At 65.0% G+C, this 26,939-nt stretch carries 28 protein-coding genes; 10 read left to right on the top strand and 18 right to left on the bottom strand.

Annotated elements, in window-relative coordinates:
* Positions 1-442 precede the first annotated feature (442 nt).
* Positions 443-1,870: a sodium-dependent transporter gene (locus C491_RS19025; RefSeq protein ID WP_049892375.1), complete on the top strand. Its 1,428-nt coding sequence runs from the start codon at positions 443-445 to the stop codon at positions 1,868-1,870.
* Between the two features lie 3 nt (positions 1,871-1,873).
* On the opposite strand, the gene C491_RS19020 is transcribed toward C491_RS19025, so the two are convergent.
* Positions 1,874-3,208 carry a metallophosphoesterase gene (locus C491_RS19020; protein ID WP_005559320.1) on the bottom strand — a complete coding sequence of 445 codons (1,335 nt, stop codon included), beginning with the start codon at positions 3,206-3,208 and terminating at the stop codon, positions 1,874-1,876.
* Positions 3,209-3,433: 225 nt separating this feature from the next.
* Here C491_RS19020 and C491_RS19015 point away from each other — a divergent pair, with 225 nt between their 5' ends.
* Positions 3,434-4,096 carry a twin-arginine translocation signal domain-containing protein gene (locus C491_RS19015; RefSeq protein WP_005559318.1) on the top strand — a complete coding sequence of 221 codons (663 nt, stop codon included), beginning with the start codon at positions 3,434-3,436 and terminating at the stop codon, positions 4,094-4,096.
* A 237-nt stretch (positions 4,097-4,333) separates the two neighbouring features.
* Here C491_RS19015 and C491_RS24070 read toward each other — a convergent pair whose 3' ends face one another.
* Positions 4,334-4,462 carry a hypothetical protein gene (locus C491_RS24070; protein WP_275040025.1) on the bottom strand — a complete coding sequence of 43 codons (129 nt, stop codon included), beginning with the start codon at positions 4,460-4,462 and terminating at the stop codon, positions 4,334-4,336.
* Positions 4,463-4,477: 15 nt separating this feature from the next.
* The gene (larC, locus tag C491_RS19010) at positions 4,478-5,854 is read right to left on the bottom strand and encodes a nickel pincer cofactor biosynthesis protein LarC (RefSeq protein WP_005559315.1); all 1,377 of its coding nucleotides are present in this window, start codon (positions 5,852-5,854) and stop codon (positions 4,478-4,480) included.
* A gap of 199 nt (positions 5,855-6,053) precedes the next feature.
* Between larC and C491_RS19005 the strand changes: the two genes are divergently transcribed.
* Together C491_RS19005 and C491_RS19000 are read left to right on the top strand one after the other, a co-directional pair.
* Positions 6,054-8,282, top strand: coding sequence for a CDC48 family AAA ATPase (locus tag C491_RS19005; protein WP_005559314.1), 2,229 nt, complete (start codon positions 6,054-6,056; stop codon positions 8,280-8,282).
* A gap of 377 nt (positions 8,283-8,659) precedes the next feature.
* Complete coding sequence (locus C491_RS19000) at positions 8,660-8,920, top strand: hypothetical protein (RefSeq protein WP_005559311.1); 261 nt, start codon at positions 8,660-8,662, stop codon at positions 8,918-8,920.
* Positions 8,921-8,929: 9 nt separating this feature from the next.
* On the opposite strand, the gene C491_RS18995 is transcribed toward C491_RS19000, so the two are convergent.
* The 7 genes from C491_RS18995 to C491_RS18965 form a co-directional block, all read right to left on the bottom strand.
* A complete protein-coding gene (locus C491_RS18995; protein ID WP_005559309.1) occupies positions 8,930-9,853 on the bottom strand; it encodes a DMT family transporter in 924 nt (307 codons plus the stop codon).
* Positions 9,854-9,892: 39 nt separating this feature from the next.
* The gene (locus C491_RS18990) at positions 9,893-10,252 is read right to left on the bottom strand and encodes a DUF7344 domain-containing protein (protein ID WP_049892362.1); all 360 of its coding nucleotides are present in this window, start codon (positions 10,250-10,252) and stop codon (positions 9,893-9,895) included.
* A gap of 106 nt (positions 10,253-10,358) precedes the next feature.
* A complete protein-coding gene (locus tag C491_RS18985; RefSeq protein ID WP_005559305.1) occupies positions 10,359-11,963 on the bottom strand; it encodes an ABC transporter ATP-binding protein in 1,605 nt (534 codons plus the stop codon).
* Positions 11,960-13,237: an ABC transporter ATP-binding protein gene (locus C491_RS18980; RefSeq protein WP_005559304.1), complete on the bottom strand. Its 1,278-nt coding sequence runs from the start codon at positions 13,235-13,237 to the stop codon at positions 11,960-11,962. Before C491_RS18980 ends, C491_RS18985 begins: the two co-directional genes overlap by 4 nt.
* A gap of 1 nt (position 13,238) precedes the next feature.
* Complete coding sequence (locus C491_RS18975) at positions 13,239-14,237, bottom strand: ABC transporter permease (protein ID WP_005559303.1); 999 nt, start codon at positions 14,235-14,237, stop codon at positions 13,239-13,241.
* Complete coding sequence (locus tag C491_RS18970; RefSeq protein WP_005559302.1) at positions 14,234-15,223, bottom strand: ABC transporter permease; 990 nt, start codon at positions 15,221-15,223, stop codon at positions 14,234-14,236. The genes C491_RS18975 and C491_RS18970 overlap by 4 nt, the downstream gene beginning before the upstream one ends.
* Before the next feature lie 115 nt (positions 15,224-15,338).
* Positions 15,339-16,916 carry an ABC transporter substrate-binding protein gene (locus C491_RS18965; protein WP_049892359.1) on the bottom strand — a complete coding sequence of 526 codons (1,578 nt, stop codon included), beginning with the start codon at positions 16,914-16,916 and terminating at the stop codon, positions 15,339-15,341.
* Positions 16,917-17,113: 197 nt separating this feature from the next.
* Here C491_RS18965 and C491_RS18960 point away from each other — a divergent pair, with 197 nt between their 5' ends.
* The 3 genes from C491_RS18960 to C491_RS18950 are packed head-to-tail and all read left to right on the top strand — an operon-like array spanning position 17,114 to position 18,663.
* On the top strand, positions 17,114-17,752 hold the full coding sequence (locus C491_RS18960) for a hypothetical protein (protein ID WP_005559299.1): 639 nt from the start codon (positions 17,114-17,116) through the stop codon (positions 17,750-17,752).
* 51 nt (positions 17,753-17,803) lie between these two features.
* Positions 17,804-18,256, top strand: coding sequence for a DUF2240 family protein (locus C491_RS18955; RefSeq protein ID WP_005559297.1), 453 nt, complete (start codon positions 17,804-17,806; stop codon positions 18,254-18,256).
* A gap of 23 nt (positions 18,257-18,279) precedes the next feature.
* Positions 18,280-18,663 carry a hypothetical protein gene (locus C491_RS18950; protein WP_005559296.1) on the top strand — a complete coding sequence of 128 codons (384 nt, stop codon included), beginning with the start codon at positions 18,280-18,282 and terminating at the stop codon, positions 18,661-18,663.
* Between the two features lie 13 nt (positions 18,664-18,676).
* On the opposite strand, the gene C491_RS18945 is transcribed toward C491_RS18950, so the two are convergent.
* On the bottom strand, positions 18,677-19,360 hold the full coding sequence (locus C491_RS18945) for an HAD family hydrolase (RefSeq protein ID WP_005559295.1): 684 nt from the start codon (positions 19,358-19,360) through the stop codon (positions 18,677-18,679).
* A 105-nt stretch (positions 19,361-19,465) separates the two neighbouring features.
* On the opposite strand from C491_RS18945, the gene C491_RS18940 reads away from it, so the two are divergent.
* Complete coding sequence (locus tag C491_RS18940; RefSeq protein ID WP_049892356.1) at positions 19,466-19,660, top strand: hypothetical protein; 195 nt, start codon at positions 19,466-19,468, stop codon at positions 19,658-19,660.
* Between the two features lie 88 nt (positions 19,661-19,748).
* Here C491_RS18940 and C491_RS18935 read toward each other — a convergent pair whose 3' ends face one another.
* From C491_RS18935 to C491_RS18925, 3 genes are all read right to left on the bottom strand, one after another.
* Positions 19,749-21,461 carry a cation:proton antiporter gene (locus C491_RS18935; RefSeq protein ID WP_005559294.1) on the bottom strand — a complete coding sequence of 571 codons (1,713 nt, stop codon included), beginning with the start codon at positions 21,459-21,461 and terminating at the stop codon, positions 19,749-19,751.
* Complete coding sequence (locus C491_RS18930) at positions 21,454-23,199, bottom strand: cation:proton antiporter (protein ID WP_005559293.1); 1,746 nt, start codon at positions 23,197-23,199, stop codon at positions 21,454-21,456. Before C491_RS18930 ends, C491_RS18935 begins: the two co-directional genes overlap by 8 nt.
* A 125-nt stretch (positions 23,200-23,324) precedes the next feature.
* Entirely contained in the window at positions 23,325-23,693 is a 369-nt protein-coding gene (locus C491_RS18925; protein ID WP_005559292.1) for a methylglyoxal synthase, read from the bottom strand.
* Between the two features lie 85 nt (positions 23,694-23,778).
* Here C491_RS18925 and C491_RS18920 point away from each other — a divergent pair, with 85 nt between their 5' ends.
* Complete coding sequence (locus C491_RS18920) at positions 23,779-24,198, top strand: VOC family protein (protein ID WP_005559291.1); 420 nt, start codon at positions 23,779-23,781, stop codon at positions 24,196-24,198.
* Positions 24,199-24,213: 15 nt separating this feature from the next.
* On the opposite strand, the gene C491_RS18915 is transcribed toward C491_RS18920, so the two are convergent.
* Complete coding sequence (locus C491_RS18915) at positions 24,214-24,780, bottom strand: DoxX family protein (RefSeq protein ID WP_005559290.1); 567 nt, start codon at positions 24,778-24,780, stop codon at positions 24,214-24,216.
* Positions 24,781-24,955: 175 nt separating this feature from the next.
* On the opposite strand from C491_RS18915, the gene pyrF reads away from it, so the two are divergent.
* On the top strand, positions 24,956-25,759 hold the full coding sequence (gene pyrF, locus C491_RS18910) for an orotidine-5'-phosphate decarboxylase (protein WP_005559289.1): 804 nt from the start codon (positions 24,956-24,958) through the stop codon (positions 25,757-25,759).
* Between the two features lie 17 nt (positions 25,760-25,776).
* Here the strand turns inward: pyrF and C491_RS18905 are convergent, their stop codons facing one another.
* From C491_RS18905 to C491_RS18895, 3 genes are all read right to left on the bottom strand, one after another.
* Complete coding sequence (locus tag C491_RS18905; protein WP_005559287.1) at positions 25,777-26,055, bottom strand: hypothetical protein; 279 nt, start codon at positions 26,053-26,055, stop codon at positions 25,777-25,779.
* 18 nt (positions 26,056-26,073) lie between these two features.
* Positions 26,074-26,253 carry a hypothetical protein gene (locus C491_RS18900; protein ID WP_005559285.1) on the bottom strand — a complete coding sequence of 60 codons (180 nt, stop codon included), beginning with the start codon at positions 26,251-26,253 and terminating at the stop codon, positions 26,074-26,076.
* 87 nt (positions 26,254-26,340) lie between these two features.
* The gene (locus tag C491_RS18895; RefSeq protein WP_005559283.1) at positions 26,341-26,754 is read right to left on the bottom strand and encodes a DUF7344 domain-containing protein; all 414 of its coding nucleotides are present in this window, start codon (positions 26,752-26,754) and stop codon (positions 26,341-26,343) included.
* Positions 26,755-26,939 lie beyond the last annotated feature (185 nt).

Here is a 26,939-nt window from a genome sequence, read left to right as displayed (position 1 = left end):
GAGGCCCGCCTCGACGTCGAACCCGCCTTCGCCCCGCCCGGCACCGGCGAACAGCGCCGCGCTCACGCCCAGTGCTCCGAACCCGCGTCTCGAAAGTCGTCTCTTAGTCACGTACTATCACTCCGTCGAGTACGTTCGGCGAAATCCTCGATAATAGTTAGCAATGATAAGGAAAGGAGAACGTACTGGTCCGAACCGACGGACGAGCCCCGGGAAAGCTGACGGCCGGACGGATCCGTCGCGACCGTTTCGGTTTTCGACTCGAGTTGCGGAATCGAGTCGGGAGCAAAACCTAAAGTTCCACACACTAATAGCTCTGTCATCAGATGTTGGACTGGTCGTTCCCTGAAGCAAATATTTCGGTTTCCGAGGAATCGTTACGATAGTTCCTTTCAATTTAACGATAAGCCTTATGCGCGGCGACCCGCTCGCCCGAGACAGAATGGCACGAGAGAGTTGGGCGAGCCGGGCCGGGTTCATCCTGGCCGCGGTCGGGAGCGCGATCGGACTGGGGAACATCTGGCGGTTCCCGTGGATGACCGCCGAGAACGGTGGGAGCGCCTTTCTGCTGTTGTACCTGCTCATCGTCCTTTTCGTCGGCGTTCCCGGGCTACTGGCTGCGTTCGTGATCGGCCGGCGCTCGAACCGGAACCCGGTCGGGGCGTTCAGCTCGCTCGCGGGATCGCGGGCCTGGACGGCGCTCGGCGTGCTCTGTGTCGTCACCGCGATCCTGCTGATGTCGTTCTACAGCGTCGTCGGCGGGTGGATCCTTCGGTACTTCCTCGAGAGCGCGACGGGCGCGTACTTCGCGGATCCGGGGGCCCACTTCGCGGCGATCAGCTACGGGCCCGAGGCGTTTGGCTACCAGCTGGCGGTGCTGGCGGCCACCGCGGTGATCGTCACCGCGGGGATCAGACGCGGTATCGAGGCGACGACGAAGGTAATGCTGCCCGGGATCGTCTTCCTTCTCGCCGCGCTTGCGATCTGGGCAGCCCAGCAACCCGCAGCCACAGAAGGGTACGAGTTCTACCTCGGATTCGACGGCGCCTACCTCACGGAGAACTTTCTGTCGGTGCTCGGATCGGCCGCCGGCCAGGCGCTGTTTACCCTCTCGATCGGCGGCGGGACAATGATCACCTACGCATCCTACGTCGACGACGACCGCTCGCTCCCCCTCGACGCCTCGGCTATCGCCGTACTCAACCTCGGTATCGGAATTCTGGCCGGGCTCGTGTTGTTCCCGTTGCTGTTCTCGTTCGCTGCGGGGCCGACGGAGGGCGGCCCCGGTGCCCTGTTCGTCGGGATCGCCGGCGCGTTCGCGAACCTGCCCGGCGGTCGCATCCTCGGAACCGTCTTCTTTCTGGTCGTCCTGCTCGCCGCCCTCACGAGTCTGATCAGCATGCTCGAGATCCCAGTCTCGTTCCTGGTCGACGAGTTCGACCTCGAGCGCTCGACCGCGACTCGCGGACTGTTCGCCCTGGTCGCGGTCACCGGCGGCGTAAACGCGTTCAGTCCCGCCGTGTTTACCCTGTTCGCTGACCACCTCGTCGATCTGCTCCTGGTGCTCGGGCTAACCGGGTTCATGGTCTACACCGCCTGGGTCCTCGGACCGGAAGCGGTCGAGGAGCTCCGTAACGGTGCGGGACCGATCTCGAGCCCGCTCGTGGTTCCCTGGCGGTACGCGATCGGGACCGTCTTCCCGGCGTTTCTGCTCTTTACGTTCTACGCCGACGTCTCGGTCCTGGTCGGGCTCTCCGTGGGGGCGGAGCTACTGCTGGTCGTGACGCTGGCGACGGTAGTTCCGTTCGTCCTCCTGGCCCGCCGGTCTCACTCCGGGAGCCACAGCCGACCGACTGAAAGCGCGGACTGACGATCAGTCAGTCGCTTCCGCGACCTGTTTCTCGCGTGGCGGTTCGACGACGTGTCGGTCGGGCAGATCCGGTTCGGGTTCCCGGCCGACCGTAAAGAACCGCTCGGTGCGAGTCAGCTCCTCGGAGGCCGGGCTGGGCTTTGCCATCCGTTCGTACTCGACGGCGACGCCCTCCGAGTCCGCCGAGATGCGGACGGCCGGCAGCTGGTAGGACGGGTAAAACACCGGCGGGAGGATCCCGATGATCCCGTCCCGTCGGTGGAGCCGCTTGAGCCAGGTCCCGCTGTTGACCAGCAGTCCGCCGTCGACCTCCCGGACGCCCGGTCGGTGGGTGTGCCCGTAGCAGAAGATCGTCGTTCCCGGCTGCTCGGAGAAGATCTCCCGGGCAGCGCTCTCGTAGGGCTGCTGGGGATCGACGGTGAGTTCGGTCTCGAAGACGCCGAAGCGGTCGACGGTCTTCCGAATATCCCGGCGAATGAAGTACAGCGGGATGCCGACGAGCGTCAGCAGCCCGCCGACGGTGACGTTGAGCGCGAGGAAGAACCAGGCCGCCGTCCCGGCCGCACCGAACTGGCCGAGGAAGGCTTCGGTTCGGTCGACGGGCATCGACCAGATCCCCGCGAGATCGAGTCCCGCGAGCACCGCGAGGATGACACTGATGTTGAACAGTAACAGGAACGGGAACATCGAGTACCGCAACAGCGGGTTCATCTCCCGGTAGAAGTACTTCGAGAGGAGCCAGACGGGCATCCGTTCGGTCGGGGTCACCGCCTGGACGTCTTTCATCCAGTTGTACCGTCCCCGATCGGAGAGCTGGCCCGCTCGGCTCGTCACGAGGGTGTTGTAGTAGTAGCCGAGCGGCGTCGCGTGGGGGTTGCCCCAGTCCTCGATCCGGTTGTTGGCGTCGTGCTGGTGGCCGTGCTCGAAGTGGATCGCCTGGTCGCCGATCTCCCGGCTGATCCACCGGTCCTGGACAAGCTCGACGTTGTACTCGGCGAAACGCTCGACGTACTCGTCGTAGGCTGCCAGCTCGTGGTCGTGGTTGCCCGGCAACAGCGTGATTGGCACGTTCTCGCCAGTTGCCCGAAACTGTTCGAACAGCGTCGGATAGGTGCGCTCGAGCACCTCGAACTTCTCGATCCCCTCGACGGTCGTAAACTCCCAGAGCCCGAACGCGTCGCCGTTGATGATCAGCTCGGCGTTCTCGTCGGTCTCCTCGAGTCGTTCGAGGAACTCGAGCAGTTCGTCGAGGAACTCGACGTCCTCGAGCTGTTCGTCGCCGCCGATGTGGAGGTCGCTGATCACGTAGTAGACCCGATCATCGGTCTCGGTGGCCATCATCTTCACACCTCGTCGCCGTCGCAAAAGTTTTGTCGTCCGTCGCTCCTCGTAGGCTACCCCCGTCCCCTGTCTCAGAGGGGGCAGACGCGACCGGAGCGGTCGTCGGTCGTCTCGTTTGCCCTTCCATCTAGGTGACAACGGAATAATATAACTTTGTGAACGCCTCAATCCGTGAAGATCTTGACTAACGATAATACAGTTTAGTCGATTGGTCCAACCGGCATGTTCGACAGTTCACGGCGGGACGTCCTGAAGTACAGCGGGATCGCGGCCGTCGCGGCCGGCGGGGTCGGAACCGGAACGGTGAGCGGGGGCGAGGGAGCGACGGACGACGACGGCAGCGGCGTTCCGGGTACCCTCGAGCGACTCGGCCACGACTTCCTCGAGAACCCGCCGGGGATCTACACCTACGGTGCGGTACGCGACGACGGGAAGTACGCCGTAATGGGCGGCTACTACGGCGAGGGCGGGAGCTTCCTCGTCGACCTCTCGGATCTGGAGAATCCCGAGCAGGCCCACCGAGTTCCCTCGGCCAACACGAACCGACAGAACGACGTGAAGTTCGACCCGCGCGACGGGCTCTACTACCGAACCCTCGAGCCCAACGTCGACGGCGCCGAGATGGGGTTTCAGGTGATCGACTACGGCTACGACGTCGGCACCGTCGAGGAGCCCGAGATCGTCGCCACGGTCGAGACGCCCCGAACCGGCGTCCACAAGCTCGAGGAACACCCCGACGAGCCGATTCTCTACCCGATCGACAAGGACGGAGAGGAGCCGGGAATCCTCATTTACGACGTGAGCGATCCCAGCGAGCCCGAGTACCTCTCGGAGTTCGGTCCCGACGGCTACTGTCACGACCTCGAGGTCGACCGTCCGAACTGACGACTTCGGTGACCAGTTCTCGGACACCGCAAGTACGGCCGTCTCCCAATCCAGCAGCACGTCGGTCACCCGTTCGACGAACGTCTCGCGATCTTCGAACGTCTCGCAGTCTTCGAGTGTCTCACAGTCGACGAACGTCTCGCAGTCTTCGACCACGCCGTCCGGGGACGACTGGGACGATCCGACCTCGATCCCGATCGACGACACCGGCGACGAGAACGAGTGAACGCCACCTCTCTACTCGCCCAGGATCGTTACCGTTCGCTCCTCGAGGATAGCGAGAGCGCTCCGATCGAAGGCGCTCGAACCGGCCGAACCCGCGAACGAATCGGCGGCCGCCGTCGATCGACGCCGTCTCGTCGACACTCGGTAACCGTCTCGTCAGCGTTCAATCTCTTCGTCTAAAACAGCGGATTCGGCGCGGCGGGCGACCTCCCGAACCGGGAGGCCGCTCGCTCGAGCCACCCGCGCGGCGTCGTCGTACTCCGCGCTGACGTCGTACATCGTACCGTTGGCGTCGCTGGCGATCTTCACTGTGATTTCGTGGCGATCGCCCTCGAGCTCGAGTTCGACGGTCTCGAACTCCCGCTCGGCGATCCAGCGGTGGGTCGCGCCGGCCTCCCTGATACCGAGCGTTCCGGTCTCCTCGGCCAGCGTTCGCGCAATCCGCTTCCGATCTTCGGGTTTGCAGATCACCTTCACGAGGTGGCCCGGTCGGGACTTCTTCATCGTTGCCGGGACGATCGTAACGTCGCGTGCGCCCGCGTCCGCGAGTGTCTCCTGGAGACCGCCGAGCACCTCCGGCGTCGCGTCGTCGAGGTTCGTCTCGAGGACGGTGATGTCGTCTCGCACGAGTTCGCTTCCGCCGTCACCCACCAGCACTCGAAGCACGTTCGGATGGGGGTCGAGGTCGTAGCCGCCGGCGCCGTAGCCCGAGGCCTCGAGCTCCAGTGCGGGCAGCGACTCCACGCCGTCGGCGAGGTGGCCCAGGATCGCCGCCCCCGTCGGCGTCAGCAGTTCGGCGTCGACGGGACCACCCCTCAACGACCAGTCGGCACGCTCGGCGATCTCGACGACTGCAGGGGTGGGGATGGGGTACTCACCGTGACTCATCCCGACGCTGCCGCCGCCGGTGGCCAACGGGGTCGTGACGATCCGCTCTGGCTCGAGGTCGTGAACGAGCGCGACCGCACCGACGACGTCGGCGATGGCGTCGTCGGCGCCGACCTCGTGGAAGTGGATTTCCTCGAGGGCTTCGCCGTGGACGCTCGCCTCGGCCTCGCCGAGCAGCTCGAAGATCGCGAGAGCGTCGCGTTCGACCGCTTCGTCGAGACTCATCCCTTCGACGATCTCGCAGACCTCGAGGTAGCTTCGGTGGGGGCCGTGGCCCTCGGCTGGAACTGCGTCGCTCGAGTCACCGTGGTCGTGAACGTGGCCGTGACCATGCTGATCCGGATCGTTATCGTCGAGGTCGTGGGTGTGTCCGTAGCCGTGGGACTCCGAGTCCCCTCGATCGTGATCGTGAACGTGACTTCCGTCGCGGGAACTCGAGTCGGAACCCTCGTCAGCATCTGTCAGCACGACGTCGACGGTCGTCGCCGCGATTCCGCACTTGACGGCGTCGTCGATCCGGTACTCGAGGTCGAGTTCGTTCGTAACGGGCTCGAGGGCGGCCGGGTCGGCGCCAGCGTCGAGCAACGCGGCGAGGAGCATGTCGCCGCTTGCACCCAGTCGGCCGTCGAACGCGAGCGTGTGCATACTCGTAGGGGCGACTGGCGCGGGCAAAAAGCCACCTTCTTTGCGGGCGGAAGGGGCGCCCGCGACCGAAGGCGGTACCTCTATGTGTCTTGCCACCTCAGTTAGATGTGGTGACAACTAGCACGGTGTGGGTTCACGGTAGCAAAAAGCCTATCCGGTACCGAATCGGAATCACTGACATCGCCGTCCATCCCGAATCATGAACGAAGTCCAACTGGAGGTTGCGAAAGCGTACCCGAACGACTCGGGTCGCGGTATCGCCCGACTCGACCCGGACACGCTGTTACATCTAAAGCTCAGTCCGGGCGACATCATCGAGATCGAAGGCGCGGATACGACTGCCGCGAAGGTGTGGCGTGCGGATCGACAGGACTGGAACACGGACACCGTCCGGATCGACGGCTTCACCCGACAGAACGCCGACGTCGGTATCGGCGAGCGAGTGACGATCCGGAAGGCCGAGGCGACAAAGGCCGACGAGCTCGTCCTCGCACCGCCCGAGGAGGCGTCGGTCCAGTTCGGCTCCGACGCCGCCGGCATGGTCAAACGCCAGATCCTCAAGCGCCCGGTCGTCGGCCGCGACATCGTCCCCGTGATGAGCTCGACGAACCACCCCTTCATGCGCTCGCCGGGGCAGGCGATCCCGCTGATCGCCGTCGAAACCGAGCCCGAGGGCGTGGTTTTGATCACCGAGGACACCGACGTCGAACTCCGCGAGGAACCCATCAGCGGCTTCGAAAAGACCGGCGGCGGGATCACCTACGAGGACATCGGTGGCCTGCAAGACGAGATCCAGCGGGTCCGCGAGATGGTCGAGTTACCGATGAAACATCCCCAGATCTTCAAGAAGTTGGGGATCGAGCCGCCACAGGGCGTCCTGCTACACGGCCCGCCCGGCACCGGGAAGACCCTGCTCGCCAAGGCGGTGGCCAACGAGACCTCGGCGAGTTTCTTCTCCATCGCCGGTCCGGAGATCATCTCGAAGTACTACGGGGAAAGCGAACAGCAACTCAGGGAGATCTTCGAGGACGCAAGCGAGGAGTCGCCCGCGATCATCTTCATCGACGAACTCGACTCCATCGCGCCCAAACGGGAGGACGTGACCGGCGAGGTCGAGCGCCGGGTCGTCGCCCAGCTGCTGACGATGATGGACGGCCTCGAGGCCCGGGGCCAGGTGATCGTCATCGCCGCGACCAACCGGGTCGACAGCGTCGATCCCGCCCTGCGTCGGCCAGGCCGGTTCGACCGCGAGATCGAGATCGGCGTCCCCGATGAAGTGGGTCGCGAGGAGATCCTCCAGATCCACACGCGCGGGATGCCGCTGTCGGACGACGTGGATCTGGCCCACATGGCCGACGAGACCCACGGCTTCGTCGGCGCCGACATCGAGAGTCTGACCAAGGAGGCCGCGATGAAGGCCCTGCGCCGATACCTCCCGGAGATCGACCTGGACGAGGAGGACATCCCGCCGAGTCTGATCGACCGAATGATCGTCAAGCGCCAGGACTTCCGCGGCGCCCTGAACGAGGTCGAGCCCTCGGCGATGCGGGAGGTGCTCGTCGAGCTACCGAAGATCTCCTGGGACGACGTCGGTGGCCTTCAAGACGCCCAGGAGCAGGTCCAGGAGTCCGTCGAGTGGCCCCTGAACAATCCCGATCGGTTCGAGCGGCTGGGGATCGATCCGCCGGCCGGCGTCCTGCTGTACGGGCCGCCCGGAACGGGGAAGACGCTGATGGCGAAAGCCGTCGCCAACGAGACGAACGCCAACTTCATCTCGGTTCGGGGCCCGCAGTTGCTCAGCAAGTGGGTCGGCGAATCGGAGAAGGCGATTCGCCAGACCTTCCGGAAGGCCCGACAGGTCTCGCCGACGGTGATCTTCTTCGACGAGCTCGACGCGCTGGCGCCCGGGCGGGGCGGTGAGACCGGCTCGAACGTCTCCGAACGAGTCGTCAATCAGCTCCTCACGGAACTCGACGGGCTCGAGGAGATGGAGAACGTGATGGTCATCGGCGCGACGAACCGACCGGACATGATCGACCCCGCCCTGCTGCGGTCGGGGCGGTTCGACCGGCTGGTGATGATCGGCGAGCCCGACATCGAGGGTCGCGAACGGATCCTCGACATCCACACCCAGGGGACGCCGCTGGCCGCGGACGTCAACCTCCAGGAAATCGCCGAGATCACCGACGGCTACGTCGGCAGCGACCTCGAGTCGATCGCCCGCGAGGCCGCCATCGAGGCGCTCCGGGAGGACCACGAGGCCGACACCGTCGAGATGCGCCACTTCCGCCAGGCCATGGAGAACGTCCGGCCGACGATCACCGACGACATCCTCGACTACTACGAGCGGATCGAAGAGGAGTTCCAGGGCGGCTCGAGCGGCCCGGATCCGACCGGTCGCCGCGGCAGCCGGATCGGGTTCCAGTAGCGACTCGACCTCCGTTTTGCCGGCGATAGGGTTCGGTTTATGCTCCGTTCGATCGCTACCGATTCGGTTTCCGAACGGTTTCGTTCTCGCGACGACGCCGCGCCGTCGGTCGGTTCGAACGGTTCGATGTTCGTTTCCGGTGGTTCGGTCGGTCGTTCGCTCGGCCGAACAATCGGAACCTCTAGCTACACGATCAGGTTCTCGAGTCGTGGCTCTGAGGGCGCGCTGCGGGCGCAACCGCTCTCACCGACCGCGAGTCCGCGTTCGGTTCGGTTCAGTTCGACCCTTATTTGGATGAACCGTATACAACCGGTCGAAACGGTCGCGCCGATATATGTGGCGCCGGGTGGGAACGCGAGACGTGGTCAGGTGTTTCGATGGCTAACTCTTCAACGACTCACGACTCCCGCGCCGAGAGTACCGAGGGACGAGGCGGTGATCGGCTCCTCGAGCGACTCGCCCCCCACGTCGCCGACTCCGTTCGAAAGGCCGGCTTCTGGTCGGCGATCGTGCTCCCCTTTCTGTACGTCCCGCTGCTGGCGACCGGCCTGTCGACGGCGACCGAGACCGCCACGTTTCTGGCCCTGCTCGGGCTCAACCTCGCCGCGCTCTACGTCGGCCACGCGCACGGCCGGTAGGACGGGCCGTTAGCTCGATCCCCACCGCCTGACCGCGGCGACCTCCTGGCTGATCGCACGACGCTTCACGAGGACGAACCCACAGGCGATCAGCGCGAACCCGGCGATCGTCGCCGCATCGATCACCTCGCCGAGGTACAGCCAGCCGACGATCGCCGTGAACACCGGAGCGACGTAAGAGACCATGTTGATCTCGACGGCGCCGAGTCGCTCGAGCAGGTCGAAGTACAGCAGAAAGCCGAGCGCGCTCGCGACGAGCGAGAGGTACGCGAGCGCGCCGATCGCCTCGAGATCGGTCCAGGCAGTCGGCTCGATCGGTTCGCGGAGGCCGAGGCTCACGACGTGCATCAGGGCGGCCCCGCCGAGCATCGACCAGGCCTCCATCGTCTCGATCGGCAGGTCGGCCTCGAGTCGTCTCGTGAGGACGCTGCCGAGCGCGAACGCCGCGGCCGCACAGAACACCAGCAGCTTCGCGACGGCGTCGGTCGCGAACAGGTTCGACGGGTCGGGCTGGACGACGACGCCGACTCCGACGAGACCGACGCAGACGCCGGCGACGCCGACGGGCGACAGCGCATCGGACGGAACGAGCACCCGCGCGAACCCGGTCGTCAACACCGGGGAGAGACTCACCAGCACCGCCGCGGCGGCGGCGGTCGTGTGCTGCTGGCCGACGAAGAGAAAGACGTGATAGGCGCCGATCAATAGCGCCGCGCCGACCGCGACGGTCGCCCACTCCTCGCGCCCGACGGGTCGCCAGTGATCGACGGCGTAGATCGCGTACGCAAGCATCACGACGCCCGCGATGTCGTAGCGAAGCGCCGCGAACAACACCGGCGGAAAGTGACCGAGTCCCGCACTGATCGCGACGAACGAACTACCCCAGGCGGCGGCAAGAACCAAGAAGAGAGCGAGGTTTCGGTAGCGGCTCACGGTCGCCGTTTCGCGGGCGACCTGCTATGCGTTTCGAATCTACAGCAGCGGCTTCTCGCGGATCTCCGGCTCCGACTCGGTCTGTTTGAACTGCTCGAGCAGCGGTCGGATGTCGTCGAACCCCTCCGTCAGGACGATATCGCCGCTTCGGAGGTCGTAGTCGAGGATACCGTAATCGGCCAGCCGCGGGAGGTGGTTGTGGATCAGCGAGACGTATACGCGCTGTCTGTCCTCCGAGTCGATCGGGCCGCCCTCGCCGCGCTCCCAGGCGGCAATCTCGGAGACGACGTCCTCGAGGTTGCCCCGCCGCGTCTCGGCTAGCTGGTAGAGGAGGTACCGACGCTCGGACTCGGCCAGCAGCGAACAGGCAGCTTCCATACGAGATGGGGTCTGCGTCATACCTGAGGGAAGCCGCCGTTTGTAATTACACCTGCTGCCAAAACGGTTTGGGCCGAGCGAGTGATGGTCTCGCATTCGGCTGCTCGAAAAAAAGGTGGACGGCCGACTACCGCTCCGGTGCGGGCGCCTCGCGTCGCCCGGCCTCCTCGTCGTAGAGGTGGCAGGCAACGGGATGGTCATCGGCCTCGAGGGCCGGGTTTTGCCGCTCGCAGACGCTCTCGTACTCCTCGCGGAGCCGCTCGGTTGCCTCCTCCCAGTCGCCGACCGCGACTGACGCCAGCGCGTCCTCGACGATCTCGTCGTGTCGCGGCGGAAGCTCGGTCTCGAGCAGTCGTCCCTTCAGTGCCCTCGCGAACGCGTCGGCGTCGGCCGCGACAACGGTCCCGCCCTCGAGGTCGAACTCGTCCTCGTCGCCGACGGTCTCGAGGGAGATATCGCGGCTCTCGACACGCTCGCGGAGCGTCATCAGCTCGCGGAAGGTCTCCTGGTCGATCTCGAGATCCGCGGGCGGGATCACCTTCGGACACCGGGTCCGGAACCGACAGCCGCTGGGCGGATCCCGCGGCGAGGGGACGTCCCCCGAGAGGGTTTCGCGCTCGCGGTCGCGCTCGTCGGTCGAGGCTCGCGGCACGCTGTCGAGCAACGCCCGCGTGTAGGGGTGTTTCGGGTCCTCGAACAGCTCGTCGACGGGACCGATCTCGACGATCTCGCCGAGGTACATCACGGCGACCCGGTCACAGACGTGGCGGATCACCGAGAGATCGTGGCTGATCAGCAGGTAGGTAAGATCGAACTCCGTCTGCAGATCGTTGAGCAGGTTCAGCACCTGCGCCTGGACTGAGACGTCCAGCGCCGAGGTCGGCTCGTCGAGCACCATAAACTCCGGCTCGAGCGCGAGCGCCCGGGCGATGCCGATGCGCTGGCGCTGGCCGCCCGAGAACTCGTGAGGGTAGCGATCGAGCTGGTCGACCGAGAGCCCGACCCGCTCGAGGAGGTCCCGCGCGCGGTCGAGTCGGAGCTGCTTCGTCGAACGGCCGACCGAAACGTGGACTTCGATCCCGTCGCCGCGCTCGACGTCGATCGAGAGGTCCTCGGCGACCTCCGCGACGGCGCCCTCGGCCTCGGCGATGCCCCGCTCGTCGGGGTCGACGTCGCCAGCGACGTCGCTCGAGCGGACGGTGACGTGGACCGTCGCGACCCCGTCGACCGGCGAGACGAGCTTGTCGACGTCGTCGTCGACGGTCACCGAGACGATATCCGCGGAGATCCCGTCAGTTCGCAACTCGGCGCGGCTCTCGACGTCGGCGTCAGTCCAGGGCCAGTCGTGGATCTCGAGGGGCTGAGTGACGATTCCGCCGATCGTCATCCGGGGATCCAGACTCGAGAACGGATCCTGGAAGACGACCTGGGCGTTCCGCCGGAACTCGGTCAGCGACTTGCCCTCGAGGTCGTAGACACTGCTTCCGTCGAAGGCGACGTCGCCGTCGGTCGGCTCCTGGAGGCGAAGGACGGTCTCGCCCGTGGTCGACTTCCCGCAGCCGGACTCGCCGACGAGTCCGAGCGTTTCGCCGGGACGGATGTCGAAGCTCACGCCGTCGACGGCCCGAACCGGAACCGGATCGTCGCCGAGCAGTCGATCGAGGACGGAGTCGTTCTCCCAGAAGTACTTTTCGAGCCCGTCGACGCGGACGAGGGGATCGTCGGCACTCATCGGCGCTCACCTCCCGATCCCTCGACGGTCGACTCGGCCCGCTCGGGCTGGACGTCGTCCTCGAACCCGTCGGGGTCGGCATGTTTGTCGACCGCCGTCCGGTCATCCTTCCCGAAGTAGTCGGCCGACAGCGCGCGCGCCTCGGAGTACTCCTGGGTTGCGAGGACACAGCGCACCTCGTGTTCGTCGGTACCCCTCCCCTCGTACTCCGGAGGATGGGAGAGGCAGTCCTCCATCGCCTTCGGACAGCGATCCGCGAAGTAACACCGATCCGGCATCTCGTGGTCGAGCAGGCTCGGCACGTTGCCCGGAATCGGCTCGAGACGCCCCCCTGCACTCTCGAGGTCGGGAATCGACCCCAACAGCCCCTCGGTGTAGGGGTGGACGTGGTCGTCGAAGACGTCCTCGAGCGTGCCCCGCTCGACGATCTCGCCGGCGTACATGACGCCGACGCGGTTGCACATTCGGGCGACGACCCCTAGGTTGTGCGTGATCAGCAGGATCGTCATGCCGGTCTCGTCCTGTAAGTCGTCGAGCAGGTCGAGCACCTGGGCCTGGATCGTCACGTCCAGGGCCGTCGTCGGCTCGTCGGCGACCAGGATGTCGGGCTCGCCGGCTAACGCCTGAGCGATCATCGCCCGCTGGAGCATCCCGCCGGAGTATTCGTGGGGGTACTCGTCGGCCCGCTCGACGGGATCGGGGATGCCAACTAGCTCGAGCAGTTCGATCGCCCGCTCGCGGCTGGCCTCGCTGACGTACTTCTTCGAGGGCAACACGGTCGACAGCATCAGCCTGCCGAGCGAGTACTCCTGGGTCTTCGCCCGCGTCGACCGGGGGTTCGCGCTCGCCCGCTGCTGGACCTCGACGGCCTCGGCGATCTGTTCGCCGACGGTGAGGCTCGGGTTGAAGCTGCTTTCGGGATCCTGGAAGATCATGCTGAACGACGAGCCCCGAAGCGATCGTCGAACCTGCTTTGGCACCTCGAGTAAGTTCACGAACGAGCCGTCGACGGCCTCGGGGTAGTCGTCGGCAACCGCGTCGGCGAGGTCAGGTTCGTTGAACCAGATCTCACCCTCGGTGATCTCGCCCGGCGACTCGATGAGGTCGATCACCGATCGGGCGGTCACGCTCTTTCCGCTGCCGCTCTCGCCGACGATCCCGACCACCTCGCCCCGTTCGATCCGGAGGTCGAGGTCCGAGACCGCGTTCACCTGTCCCTGTTCCGTGAAGAATCGCGTCGACAGTCCGTTTACGCGGAGAATATCCTCTGTCATGTTAGGCACCCCCTCCTTCGCCCTCGATGTTCGGATCCAGCGAGTCCCGGAGCCAGTCACCGAGGAGGTTGATACTGATCACCGACAGCACGATCCCGATTCCAGGGACCGTCGAGACCCACCAGGCCGTTCGGAGGTAGTCCTGGCCCTGCTGGATCTCGTACCCCCACGAGAGGGTCGTACCTGAAAAGCCCAGGTACGACAGCGAGCTCTCGAGGAGGATGATCGCGGCGACCTGGATCGTCGCAAGCACGATTACCGGCGTCAGGCTGTTCGGCAGCACGTGTTTGAGCAGGATCGTCGCGTTGCTCGCGCCGAGGCTACGCGCGGCCTTGACGTACTCCTCGTTGCGGATCGCCATCGCCTCGCCGCGGGCGACCCGGGCGAACCACACCCACGTGACGAGCCCAACGACGAGGGTCACGGTTCCGGGGAGGGTCGTCGCGGCGGGCATTCCCTCGGCGAAGCCGGCCGTCACGATCGGGTCGGGGACGGGTATCGACATCGAGCCGAACACGCCGATCAGCGCCAGCGCCAGCACGAGCGACGGGAACGCGAGCATGACGTCCGCGACGCGCATCATCGCGTCGTCGACCCGGCCCCCGTAGTAGCCGGACACCAGGCCGAAGGGAACCCCCATCAACACCGCCAGCCCCGTGCCGAGCACGCCGACGAGCAACGAGGTGCGGGCGCCGTACAGCAGCCTCGAGAAGACGTCCTGTCCGACGTTGTTCGTGCCGAGGTAGTGGTCGCTCGAGAACTCGACGGTGTAGGGCTCCCGTTCGCCGTCGACGACCTCGTAGGAGTCGTAGCTAACCCCTATCGGCGGGTAGGCGTTGCCGTCGTCGAAGTGACCCGTCGTGTTCGGGTTATGCGTCGCGAGGACGGGTGCGAACAGCGCCATAAAGACGATGGCGATCAGGATCACGAGCCCGACCTTCGGCAGCAGGCTCGTTTTGAACTCCTGTCTGAGATTGGATTTGATTCGATCGGAGATCATTCGTCTAACACCCGCGGGTTGAGCTTCGCGTAGATCGCGTCGACTGCGATGTTGATGATCACGTAGCTAATACCGACGAAGATAATGATGCCCTGGATCAGCGGCCAGTCCAGGTTGTGGATCGCGGCGATGAGCCGCAGCCCGAGTCCGGGCCAGGAGAAGACCGTCTCCGTGACGACCGCGCCCCCGATCAGCGTCCCGAGCTGCAGCCCCAGGACGGTGATGATCGGAATCATCGTGTTTCGGAGGACGTGTTTGTACCTGACCAGCGTCTCCGGAATCCCCTTGGCCTGGGTCGCCGTTACGTACGGTTTCCCGTACTCGTCGAGCATCCCGCTTCTGGTCAGCCGGGTGATGAGGGCCGTAAAGTACGTTCCCAGGGTGACCGCCGGCAAGATGATGTGATGGAACCAGGTCAGCAGATCGCCGACGTAGAACGTCGTCAGAAACATCCACAGCGCGTCGTGGAACGCAACGGGACGCCGTCCCGTCGGGAAGACGTCGAGCTGAACGGCCAGCAACAGGATGAGCATGATCCCGAGCCAGAAGTTCGGGGTGCTGATCCCCACGAGCGAGAACGACGTCGCACCGTAGTCGGCCGGCTCGTTGCGTCGTGTACCGCTGATGACGCCGAGCGGAATCGCGATCACGAGCGCAACGACCGTCGCCGCGAGCGCCAGCTCGAGGGTTGCGGGAACACGCTCTATGACCATCGTCGTAACCGGCCGACTCGACTGATAGGAGTAGCCTAGATCGCCGACGAGGAGATCCTGTAAATACTCGAAGTACTGTACGTATATCGGTTGGTCGAGGCCGAGCTCCTGTCGGATCCGTTCGCGGGTCTCGTGGTCGACGGCCGGGTCGACGATCAGGTTGACCGGGTCACCGGGCGTGACCGCCCGGAGCCCGAACAGAACCGTTACGACCCCCCAGACGACGAGAACTCCCTGCAAGGAGCGCTTGAGCAAGAATTTTCCGAAAGCCATTGTCTCTCAATCGTGTACCACGGCGGTATCGATCTGCGAATTTTTGCCGGAAGTATGTGGTTCTTCCGGAACGCCGATCGTCCGACTCTGTTCCCCCTTCTAACCGGGAGAGCGCTCAGCTATCGATCTCCCAGAGGTGGATGTCCTCGTCCGTTCGCGGCTCCCACTCGAGGTCCTCGCGGACGCCGTAGACGCTGTCCTGGGAGTGGAGGTACACCCAGGCGGCGTCGTCGCGGAGTTGCTCGTTGATCTCCTGGAGCAGCTCCTCGCGCTCGTCCTCGTCCTCGATCGTCTGGCTCTCGAAGATCATCTCGGAGATCTCCTCGTTGCGGTAGGTCTCCTGGGGGGCCTCCTCGGTGAAAAACGGCGCGAGGCCGTAGTCGGAGTCGCCCGTGATGACACCCCATCCGATGAGGTAAAACGGCATCTCGTCGTCGTCGTAGGGCGCGCTGTTGGCGTCGGAGATGTCCGGGAACGGGACGATGTCGAGCTCGCAGTCGACGTTCTCGAGCTGGTCGATCTGGTCGGCGGCGGTTTGGGCGACGTCGGCGTCGTTGAGGTAGCGGCCCTCCGGCGCGTAGAGGGTGATCTCCTCGCCCGCGTAGCCGCTCTCCTCGATCAGCTCCTCGGCCTGCTCTAGGTCCTGTTCGTAGGGCTCGAGGTCGGGGTTGTGACCGAAGACGCCGTCCGGAATCGGCTGGGTCATCGGCTCGCCGTAACCGCCGAGGATGTCGTTGACGATCCCTTCGTTGTCGACGGCGTAGTTCAGCGCCTGGCGGAACTCCATGCTGTCGAACGGCTCGACGCCGGTGTTCATCACCAGGAAGACGTTGCGCAGGCTGGTCTCGTTGCGGATCTCGATACCGTCCTCGTCGTCGACGTCCGGAACGTCCTCGGGGATGACGTTGTCGACGATGTCGCTCTCGCCGGTCTGGAGCGCGTTGACGCGGCCGCTGGACTCGCCGTCCTCGTTGAAGACGACGCGTTCGAACGTCGCTTCCTCGCCCCAGTAGTCCTCGAAGGGCTCGAGGACGAGCTGGACGTCGGGTTCGTACTCGACGACCTGGTACGGGCCGGTGCCGTTGAACGCCTCCTCGTCGTCGCCGGCGACCGGCTGTTCTTGCTCCTCGATCCACTCCTCGTTGACCACACGGCCGTAGTTCGCGTACTCGAACTCCGCGAGCGACGGCGCGACGTCGTGCTCCAAGAGCACGGTCGTCTCGTCGAGCGCTTCGGCGCTCTCGATGGCACCCAGACCTGCGGCCTGGTCGCTTTCGATGCCGAGATCGGGGTCGATCATTCGGTTGAACGTGTAGGCGACGTCCTCGGCGGTCATCTCGTCGCCGTTGTGGAAGACGACGTCGTCACGGAGCGTGAGCTCGGCGCCCTCGTCGGTGTCCTCCCACTCCTCGACGATCCGGGATTCGAACTCGAACTCCGGCGTCACGTTGAACAGCGGCTCGTAGACGGGGTCGAGGACGTTGAAGTACGGTCCCGTGATGTGGTCGTTCGGATCCGGGTTCTCGATGAACTCCCCCTGTGTGATCACCAGTTCGTCGGTGTCGCCGTTCTCGTCGTCGGTCGGATCGTCGAGACAGCCCGCGATGGCACCCAAACCGGCCGTTGCACCAATTATACCGGTGGCCTTCAGCACGGATCGCCGACCGGAATACAGGTTGTCAGCACCCTTCATACCCTATGAAATAGGTGTATGTAATATAAAGGTTGGTTGTTTGTTACGCGGTTTTGGACCAGATCCGTGCAGGTATCGACAGTAAGAAGCCATACTGTACAACTATTTACAACCGAGCTCGAGTTTGTGGCGATCGCTCGATTGCTCTGGCTGATACCGGCCACAAGTTTAAGTGAGCTAGATGACCTACACCCAGTATGGCCGCTCACGGCCGGTCTGCCCTGCGGGACCTGTTCGACGAGTCGCCCACGCCCCACATCGCCCACCCTCCACGAACCCACCACCGCGACTTCTACGTCGCCACCGATGGGTCGTTTCGCGAGTCGGGCGGTGGCCTGGGCGCCGTCATCGAAACGCGCGACGGCACCCGCGTCGCTCGGATCGCGACCGCGGACGCGCCGCCGGACAACAACGTCGCCGAGTACCGAGCGCTACATCTCGGTCTCGACGTGCTGGCGGCCCGAGCCCCGGCGGACGCTCGAGTCGGCGTTCTCATCGATCACGATGCCCTCGCCAGCAACGTCAACAACACCGTCCTCGCCATCGGTCACCCCGACCGGAAGCCACCACAGCCGATCTCGGTGCCGACGGCGACGCGGTACCACTGGCGCGGGATTCAGGCACGACTCAACGGCTTCGCGGAGATCCGCGCCGCACGGATCGACAGCGATCAGAACCCCGCTCATCCGCTCGCGAACGCGCCGGCACAGTACCAGCACGTCAACCGCGAACCCGATCGCTGTGTCCTTCCCGAACCGCCCGAGGCGACCGCGCCGACCGAGTTCCCGCCGCCCTCGCGGGCCGACCGCAACGGGGGAGGCCGCGCCTCGGACTGAGCCCGACCGGAACCGCCACCGTTTTTCCGTCCCTCGAGAGAGTCGTCCTCGATGAGTCTTCGCGTCGCCGTCGCAGCCCCCTTCATCCAGCACGGAACCGACCGCCTGCAGGAACACGCCGTCGTCGTCGCGCTCTCGCTGGATCGCGACTGGTTCTCGCCCGATCAGGCGAAGCGGCTGATCGACGTCGCGACCCAGGAGGGGCTGCTCGACCACGAGGACGGCGACCTCGTCGCCGCCTTCGATCCGACCGACGTTCGGATCCCCGAGGAGTTCGTCCCCGACGAGGACCTGCTTCGGGAACGGTCGGCGTTCGAGCGGGTTCTCGACGGCCTCGTCGCCGAGGGCGTCGAGAAACACGAGGCGGTCGGCGCGATAAACGGCCTGCAGGGAGAGCTGGGGGTGACGATCGAAACTGCGGCCGTCGTCTACGCTCGCCGCCGGGGGATCGACGTCTCCGAACTCGTCCCGGTCGCTCGCTCGGCGCTGATCGAAGAGCGTTAGGTCGCCGACGACCGACCTCGGCCATGGTCGAGGAACGAACTACTGACGGCCGACGGATCGCCGAGCTGCTCGCCTCGGAGCTCGACGGACGCGAGGACGGGGCGCTCGAGGGCGTCTCGGTCACGGACGCAGACCGGAACGTCGAACCATCGGCCGACGGCGCGCGGGCGTACGACCTCGTCGCCGGAACGGAGGCCGACCGCATCGCCCGGGTGTTCGTCCACCCGGATCGGCTCCGCCTCGAGTTCGAGCGCGGGCAGGAGCTCGCGGCCGAGACGGCGACGAACCTCGAGTTGCGCGTCCGACCGAAGGCGTCACAACCCCCGAAAACGCTGGTGTTCGTCGAGAGCGGCGCTGCGGTAAAACGAGCGACCGACGTCGTCGACGCCGTCGTCGCGGACGGCTAACGTTCCTCGAGCGCTACGATCCGATCGCCGAGTTCGTCTCCTCGAGCGCGGCGACCGCCTCGGGGACCGCCGTCGCGACGGCCTCCTGTTCGACGTGGGCGGCCGCACGCGGGTCGGGCTCGGGGCCGTCCTCGAGCAGGATCTGGATTGCGGTCATCCCGGCTCCGGTCGCACCCTCGACGTCGGCCTCGACCTCGTCGCCGACGTACACCGTCCGTTCGGGATCGACGGCGAGCTCGTCCGCGATCGCCTCGAAGGCGCGGACGTCGGGCTTGCCAGCCTCGAGTTCACCCGTGACGAGCGCCGCGTCGAAGGCGTCCTCCCAGCCCAGCGTCTCGAGTTTATCCCGCTGGGCGCGGACGGGACCGTTCGTCAGCAGTCCGATCCGGTAGCGCTCGTGTAGCGTTGCGAGCATGGACTCGACGCCCGGCAGGGGCTCGAGGTCGGCGGCGATCTCGTCGCGGTAGGCCGCGGCGACCTCGGCCGGCTCGGCATCGGTCTCCCGATCCTCGAGCAGCTCGGTGAAGATCGGCTCCCGGGTTTCCTGCGTGAGGTTCCGACGATGGGCCTCGAGGTAGTCGGCACGGGACAGCTCAGGTGCGCCGGCGGCGTCGGTCGCCGCCTCGAGAATCGTCGTCCGATCCCGCTGGGGAACCGCGAGCGTGTAATCGAGGTCGAAGACGACCGCCTGTAACATATCCGACCGAAGGGGTTCGACTCGTTTGAAGCTACCGTTCGGTCGGAGCCCGACGGGGCGGTACGAAAGGCCGGATTTACTAGCGGGTCCGCCGTATCGACGACTATGCTCGACTCAGTTGCCGTCGCCGATCTCGTTCGAAACCTCGGAATATACGCCGTCGGGGTCGGACTCGCCGTGTTCGGAGCGCTCGCGCTCGCCGACGCGATAGAGCTGTCCGTACTCCTCGCGATGGTGCTGTTCGTCGGCGGGCTCGCGCTCGTCGTCGTCGTCCACGAGTATCTCGGTGGTCCCATCTGAGGACGCTGGCGGACCCCCCTGTACGACGGTTCCGGAGCGATCGTAACAGTCACGCGACCGCTCCGAGAACCCGTTCCAGTAAACCGTTTCAGCCGTCGCCGAATTGTGTGGCGAACCCGTAGCGTTCGAGCGTGGCGAGGGTGTCCCGGTGTTGTTCTCGGAGCGTCTCCCGCGAGCGCTCGTCCGCGACCACCGTCTCGACGGTCTCGACGAGTTGATCCGCCGCGAGGACGTTCGGAACGTTGACGAACGTCGCTCCCTCGTCGAGCAGTTCGCGACCCTCCCGCGAGGTTTCGGCCCGGAGGATCGTATCGCAGTCCGCCTGCTCGAGGATCGCCTCCGAGACGGGCCGGTGCTCGACGGTCGAGACGACGAGCGACGCCGCGTCGACGTTCGCTTTCTGCCAGGGGTACCGAGCCATCGCGTCACCGAGCACGTAGTTGCGACACTCGGCGCGGAGGTCGTCCCAGATGACCGGGTCGTTCTCGATGACGACGTACTCCGCGTCGATCCGTTCGAACGTCTCGACGAGCCACCGGCCCTGGCGTCCGTAGCCGACCAGAACGATGTGATCCTCGAGCCCGTCTCTGACGTAGCTGCGCTCGTCGATCTTTCTGGTCTGGCGCCTGCCGACGAACCGGTTGACGACCCGCTCGTACACGGCGTCCTCGTACCGTCTGGCGGCCGAGGTGAGGATCATCGTGACCGCCGCGGCGAGGATGATCGCGTCGAACAGGGTCGGGGCGATGGTTCCGAGAAGCAGCGCCTGGATCGCGATAACGAGTGAAAGCTCGCTGACCTGGTTCAGGCTCGAGCTGGCGAGATAGCCCGTGCGGGCGTCGTACCCTTCGTACGTAAAGGCGAGCATGAGGACGATCGGATTGACGACGAGCACGAGACCGACGAGCGCGAGCGCGATGGTCGCCATCTCCACGGTGGGAAACTGGACGAGCGCGCCCACGGTGACGAAGAAAATGGCGACGAAGAAGTCCCTGATCGAGCTGATCCCGTTTCGAACGCCGAGCGACTCGGCGCCCTCGCTGCGGACGGCGATCCCGGCCGCGAACGCGCCGACGACGATCGAGATACCGACGTACTCCGCGGCGGCGATAAAGCCGATGAGAATCGAGATGCTCCCCATCAGGATGAGTTCCTCGACGCCATCGGCCAGCCGAATCAGGAGCGGGAACCCGTGGCGATAGATGAGCAGCGCCGCGATCAGAAACAGGACGCCGTACCCGATCTGTGACGTAACGACGTCCGCGGTAAACGCCTCGGCCGAGAGGATCAGGATGAGCCCGATCGCGACGAGGTCGTCGAAGAAGTGGATCGAGTTGGCGAGCCGTCCGTGGACGAGGTTGTCGCGGATCTCCGTCTCGAGCAGTCCGGCGCCGACGATCGTCGAGCTCAGGGTCGCCGCGGCGCTGAAGTAGATCGCGTTTCTGACGGGATCGGCGAAGCCGAACCACTCGCCGAAGAGGTAGCCGATGCCGAACGCGATCGGCGCGACGACGACCAACAGCGTGATCGCCGCCCCCTCGCCGTCCCTGATAACGGATCGGAGCGCGTCGAACTCGACGCGGATACCGAAGACGAACACCAGGAAGGCGATTCCCCACTGGGCGAGTTCGACGAGATCGGTCTGTTCGATCGTGACCACTCCCATCTCGCCCGCGAAGCCGACGATCAGGCCCGCGATGATGTAAAACGGGATCGGCGAGAGCCCGAAGTGGTTCGCGAACAGCAACAGGATCCCGGCGGTAACGAAGACGACCGAGAGGGCGATGACCAGCTCAGCCATCGGTCTCACCTCCGCTCTCGGCTCGCGCCGATTCCGGTCGTAGTTCGTCCGCTTCGATACGCCCCTCGCGTCGAATCCGCTCGATGTCTTGCTCGATGGCGTCCATGAAGGCTGCTCGGTCGGTGACGTACTGCTCGAGGAACTCGCTCAGCTTCTCGGCGGTCAGGTACGTGCTCATGATGACGTACGCCGCGCCGCGATCGTAGAGCTCGCGAGCGTCGTCGATCCGCTCGGCCTCGACGAACACCGCCGTGTCGTCCGGCGCTTCGTCGAGGACGGCCTTGTTGACGTCGACCTGAACGCTCGAGCTCAGGACGAAGCTGGCGTTCTTCAAGTTCGCCGCCTTTCGGACTTCGCCGTGGCGGAAGTCGCCGAAGATGTGGTCGTAGCGCCCCTCCTGCTCGATCTCGTCGATGTGTTCGGTCTTGCGGTCGATGACGACGACGGTTCCGTACCGCTCCTCGAGAACTGGAAGCGCTCGCTCGGTGACCTCGTCGTAGCCGATCGCGATGGCGTGGTTCTTGTACTCCGCAAGGTCGGTGTCGATCTTCTCCTCGGACTCGAACCGACTGAACCACGGCTTCACCCAGCGGTAGATCGTGTGGTTGTACGAGATGATGTACGTGGAGACGCTCATCGTCAGCAGCGCCATCAGGCTCAGGTAGCCCAGTACGTCCGATCCGATGTACCCCTGCGTAAAGGCGAGTGCGCCGACGACGAGCGAGAACTCGCTGACCTGGACCATGTTGATCGAGCCCAGGAACGAGGTCTCGACGCTGAACCCCTCGCGGTCGATGAGGTAGAACATGATCCAGAAGTTGCCGACCATCAAGACGATCGACGCGATGATCGCCTCCTGCCAGTAGGCCAGCAGGGCGCCGACACCCTCGATCTGGAGCCCGATGCTCGCGAAGAACACGAGGATGAAGAAGTCGGTAATCGGCGTAATCCGGTCCTCGAGCTCCTTACTGTAGGGGAGCTGTGCGAGGCTGATCCCCGCCAGGAACGCGCCGACCTCGACGGAGAGATCGAACCCTTCCGCGATCGCGATAAACAGAAACGCCCAGGCGATCGCGACGATCAGGAAGACGTCCTTGTTGTTGGCGATCCGCCGGAAGACCCGCGGCAGGAGGTAGCGCGAGGAAGCGATCGAGAACAGGCCGATAAAGCCCATCATGACGAAGATCACGGCGAGCGTCGTGGCGATCTCGCCCGCGTTGTCGAGCGAGTCGGCGCTGAAAAGCGCCAGCACGACGACGAGATAGATGTCCTGAACGATGAGCACGCCGACGTCGATCTTGCCGGGTAGCGACGTGATCTCGTCCTTGTCGGTGAGGACCTTGACGATGATCGGCGTCGCGCCGAAGACGGTCGCCAGCGCGATGACGAGCACCTCGGTCGTGTCGAAGCCGAGGACGAGCGCGACCAGGAACGCGAGTGCGGTCTGGAGCACCGTCTGTCCGATCGCGACGTTCGTGATCGGACGGAGGATCTCCCGAATGTCCTCGAAACGCATCTTCATCCCCAGCAAGAACAGCAGAAAGCCGAGCCCGAGTTCGGCCATCAGATCGACGAGCCCCTCGTCGGTGACGACGTCGAACATCACCGGACCGAGGATGATTCCGGTCAGAATGTAGGCGATGATCGTCGGCTGGCCCGTCTGCCGGGCGATCAACCCGACAGCTGTGGCGACGACGATGATGATAGCGAAGTCGGCAGCGAGCGCGATCTCACTCATTTCGGGCCAGGTCGTCTCTGTGTTTGCACAGTCCGGTTTTATGTATTGCGTTCCGACCGCGCAATCAGCCTGCGGGCGATCCAGTCCGCAGACGATCGGTCCTGGACGACCGGAATCGACCGCGGCTACTCGGCGAGTCCCTCGATGAGGAACTCCGCCGAGGTGACGTTCGTCGCGATCGCCGTGTCGTGGACGTCACAGATCCGCAACAGCGCCGAGATGTCGGGCTCGTGGGGCTGGGCACGAAGCGGATCGCGCAGGAAGATGATCCCGTCGAGTCTGCCCTCGGCGACCTCCGAGCCGATCATCAGGTCGCCGCCGAGCGGACCCGACTGCTTGCGTTCGATTTCGAGATCCGCCTCCTCCATCAGTCGCTTTCCGGTGGTTCCGGTCGCGATCAGCTCGTACTCCTGGAGCTGGTCCTCGTGATTCTGTGCGAATTCGATCAGGTCCGATTTCTTCTCGTCGTGGGCGATGAGCGCGACGCGTGTCATAGGCCGATATTGTCACAGGGAACCATAACGCTGGCCGAACCGGAGAACGGAAGCGCTTTTGGGAGTCGATCGCACGAACGACACCATGACGGAACTCAGCGCACACCACGTCGGCGTCACCGTCGACGATCTCGAGGAGACGCTCCAGTTCTACCGCGACGTCCTCGGACTCGAGGTCCTCGACCGGTTCTCGGTCGGGGGCGAGGCCTTTGCCGACGCCGTCGGCGTCGACGGCGCGGGTGCCGACTTCGTCCACCTCGACGCGAACGGCGTCCGCCTCGAGCTCGTCGAGTACGACCCCGAAGCCGACCCCCGACCGACGCCGGAGCTCAACGAGCCCGGCGCGACCCACGTCGGGCTCGCAGTCGGGGACCTCGAGGCGTTCTACGCCAACCTCCCCGAGGACGTGCCGACGATCAGCGAGCCTCGGACCACCGCGAGCGGGACGTCGATCTGTTTTCTGCGGGATCCGGAGGAAAACCTCGTCGAAATACTGGAAACGTAACGGCAGAAGAGGAGTTTAGCTCAGGACGTACCGGAGCTTGGGGAAGCGCTCGACGAGCGCCTCGCCGCCGACCTGGATCCGCATGATGTAGCGGTCCAGCCCGAGGATCCGGCCGGCGCCGAAGGCCGCGATGGCCAGGAAGACGACGGCGTAGATCAGGGTGTAGTCGAACGCTGCGAGCCAGGCGCCCTCCCAGCCGCCGAGGTAGAACATACTCATCTGGATGGCTCCCCCCAGGGCGGCCAGCCGGACGAACGCGCCCGCGATCAGCGCCACGCCGATCAGCACCTGCGTAACCGGGACCACGACGTTGATGACCTCGAGCAACATTGCGTTACCCGCCATCGCGGCGTACAGCCCGCTGACGGGACTTGCGGGGTCGACGCCCTGGACCAGGAAGCCGCTGGCGTCGAACGCCTCGCCGCTGACGAACGCGAACTTGCCGAGGCCGGCGAACAGCATCATCCCCCCCATGACGGCCCGTAGTGCGACGACGAACCACGCGCTGAGCGCGTGGGGTTCGCCGACAAGGTCGATCCCCCCGTATCGGCTTTCGAGCCGGTTTCGAGTCGTTGTAGACATTATCGGTCACCTTTACAGTTTACCGTAGGCCACCCACCGTCATATACAGGGAACTCGATTCTCACGATCGGGGAAATCTACCGAGGGTTTAGAGTTGTTTTCGCCCGGCGATCCTTTCTCGGCGGTCGCTCTCGAGGATGGCAATCTTTTCGACCGGCCCGGACCAGGATCGAGCATGAACTTCTTCGACCGCCTGCATGACCGAATCCGAACGGTCGACAGCGTCGTCTCGGTCGGACTCGATCCCGACCCCTCGAGGATCCCCGACCACCTCGCCGAACACGACCTCCCGCGGTGGGCGTTCAACCGGCGGATCATCGACGCCACGCACGAACACGCGGCCGTGTTCAAGCCGAACGCGGCGTTCTACGAGGATCCCGACGGCTGGCGCGCCTTAGAGGAGACGATCGCCTACGCCCACGGAAAGGGCGTTCCCGTCCTGCTCGACGCCAAGCGAGCCGACATCGGAAACACGACCCGGCAGTACGCCGAATTGCTCGAGCGCGCGGACGCGATCACGGTGAACCCCTACATGGGTCGGGACTCGCTCCAGCCGTTTCTGGCCGACGAGGAGGCGGGAGTGTTCGTCCTCTGTCGCACGTCGAACCCGGGCGGTGAGGACCTCCAGGACCTCGAGCTCGCGAGCGGTGAGGCCGTCTACGAGCGCGTGGCCGCGCTCGCGGACCTCTGGAACGAGAACGACAACGTCGGGCTCGTGGTCGGCGCGACGAAGCCCGAAGAGCTCGAGGACCTGCGCGAGCAGGTACCCGACCTCCCCTTCCTCGTCCCGGGGATCGGTGCCCAGGGCGGGGATGCCGAGGCCGCCGTCGAGTATGGGCTCACCGACGGCGTCGGGCTGGTCAACTCCTCGAGGGAGATCATCTTCGCGGGCGAGGATCGTGGCGAAGGCTTTGCCAACGCCAGCGGACAGGCGGCAAAACGGCTCAAGAAACGACTGAACCGGTACCGCGACGCCTGATCCGTCTCGCGTCGACTCTACTCGGTTCGACCGGCGGTGTCGCCGTCCCCGCAAGCCGTCGAGACGACCCGTCCCGCGACCATGCCGTCGACCACCCGGCCGACGATCTCGACCTCGACGGGCTCTCGAGGCGGCTGCTCCCCGAGTTTCCCGAGCCCCTCGACGACGGCGACGTCCATCGGACTGGCGTCGTGAGGGTGCGCGGCGACGAGAGTCCCGTCTCGCTGCTCGAGTTCGAGGCGGAACCGCTCGCCGACGGCGAGGGAGTCGCCCAGCAGGTCGCGGATCGACGTCATCGGCGGGTACCTGCCATCTCAGAACCGGTGGACGTCGACGTCGTCGGACTGACGGTCGGGCTGGCCCTGAGCCACGCAGTCGGTACACAGCCCCGGTCCCGGCTCGTAGTGTTTTTTACACGTGAGCGTCCCGCAGTTGGCACACCGCTCCTGAGCCGGCTCCGACTCACAGATCTGGCAGAGGCCACTGATGCTCATGATAGATCGTACGGACTCGAGCGGCTTGAAAGGGAACCCGGCAACGCCCACTCGACCGATCCGGTCCCGACAGACGGCGACCGTCGATCACGCGCTTCCGATCTCGAGTTCGTAGCAGCGCTCGAGCAGCGCCTCGAGTTCGTCGCTGACCGTGGACCATCTGACGGTTCCGCTTCGCTGATCGTACTCGATCAGTCCCCGATCCGCCAGCTTCGGGAGGTGGGTGTGATAGAGGTCGATCAGTAGCTGCTCCCGATCGTCGGGAGAAACCCGTTCGGCAGGGACCGATAGCTCGCGAGCGGCGATCGCCGTTGCCAGCGACTCGATGCTCGCGACCTCCGTTTCGGAAAGGCAGTAGAGTACGTCGCGGCGTCGCCGGTTACTGAGAAGCGAGAGGGACTCGTCCACCGACGATCGCTGCTCGCCGACGGCGGGTAGTTCGACACCCGAGTCGGCCGTCGTAGCGTGGTCCTCCCGGTCTTCCGAACGATAGTCAACCATATATCTGTCCGATATTGATCGACGCTAATAAACTTGCTAGAGAGCTGTTACGCCGGAACGTACGAAATCAATACAAAAACTAGCCGGGAAAATTAAATAAATTTGTCCATTCCTGGCTTGGTCTTATTCTCAGAAGTTGCATAACATCCGCGAGCTTTTCCTAAGCGACCGTCGTACCGGGTGAC

Source organism: Natronococcus amylolyticus DSM 10524, assembly GCF_000337675.1.
Lineage (GTDB): Archaea > Halobacteriota > Halobacteria > Halobacteriales > Natrialbaceae > Natronococcus > Natronococcus amylolyticus.
The sequence above is the reverse complement of the archived record's forward strand: the minus strand, read 5'-3'. Positions and strand labels throughout refer to the sequence as shown.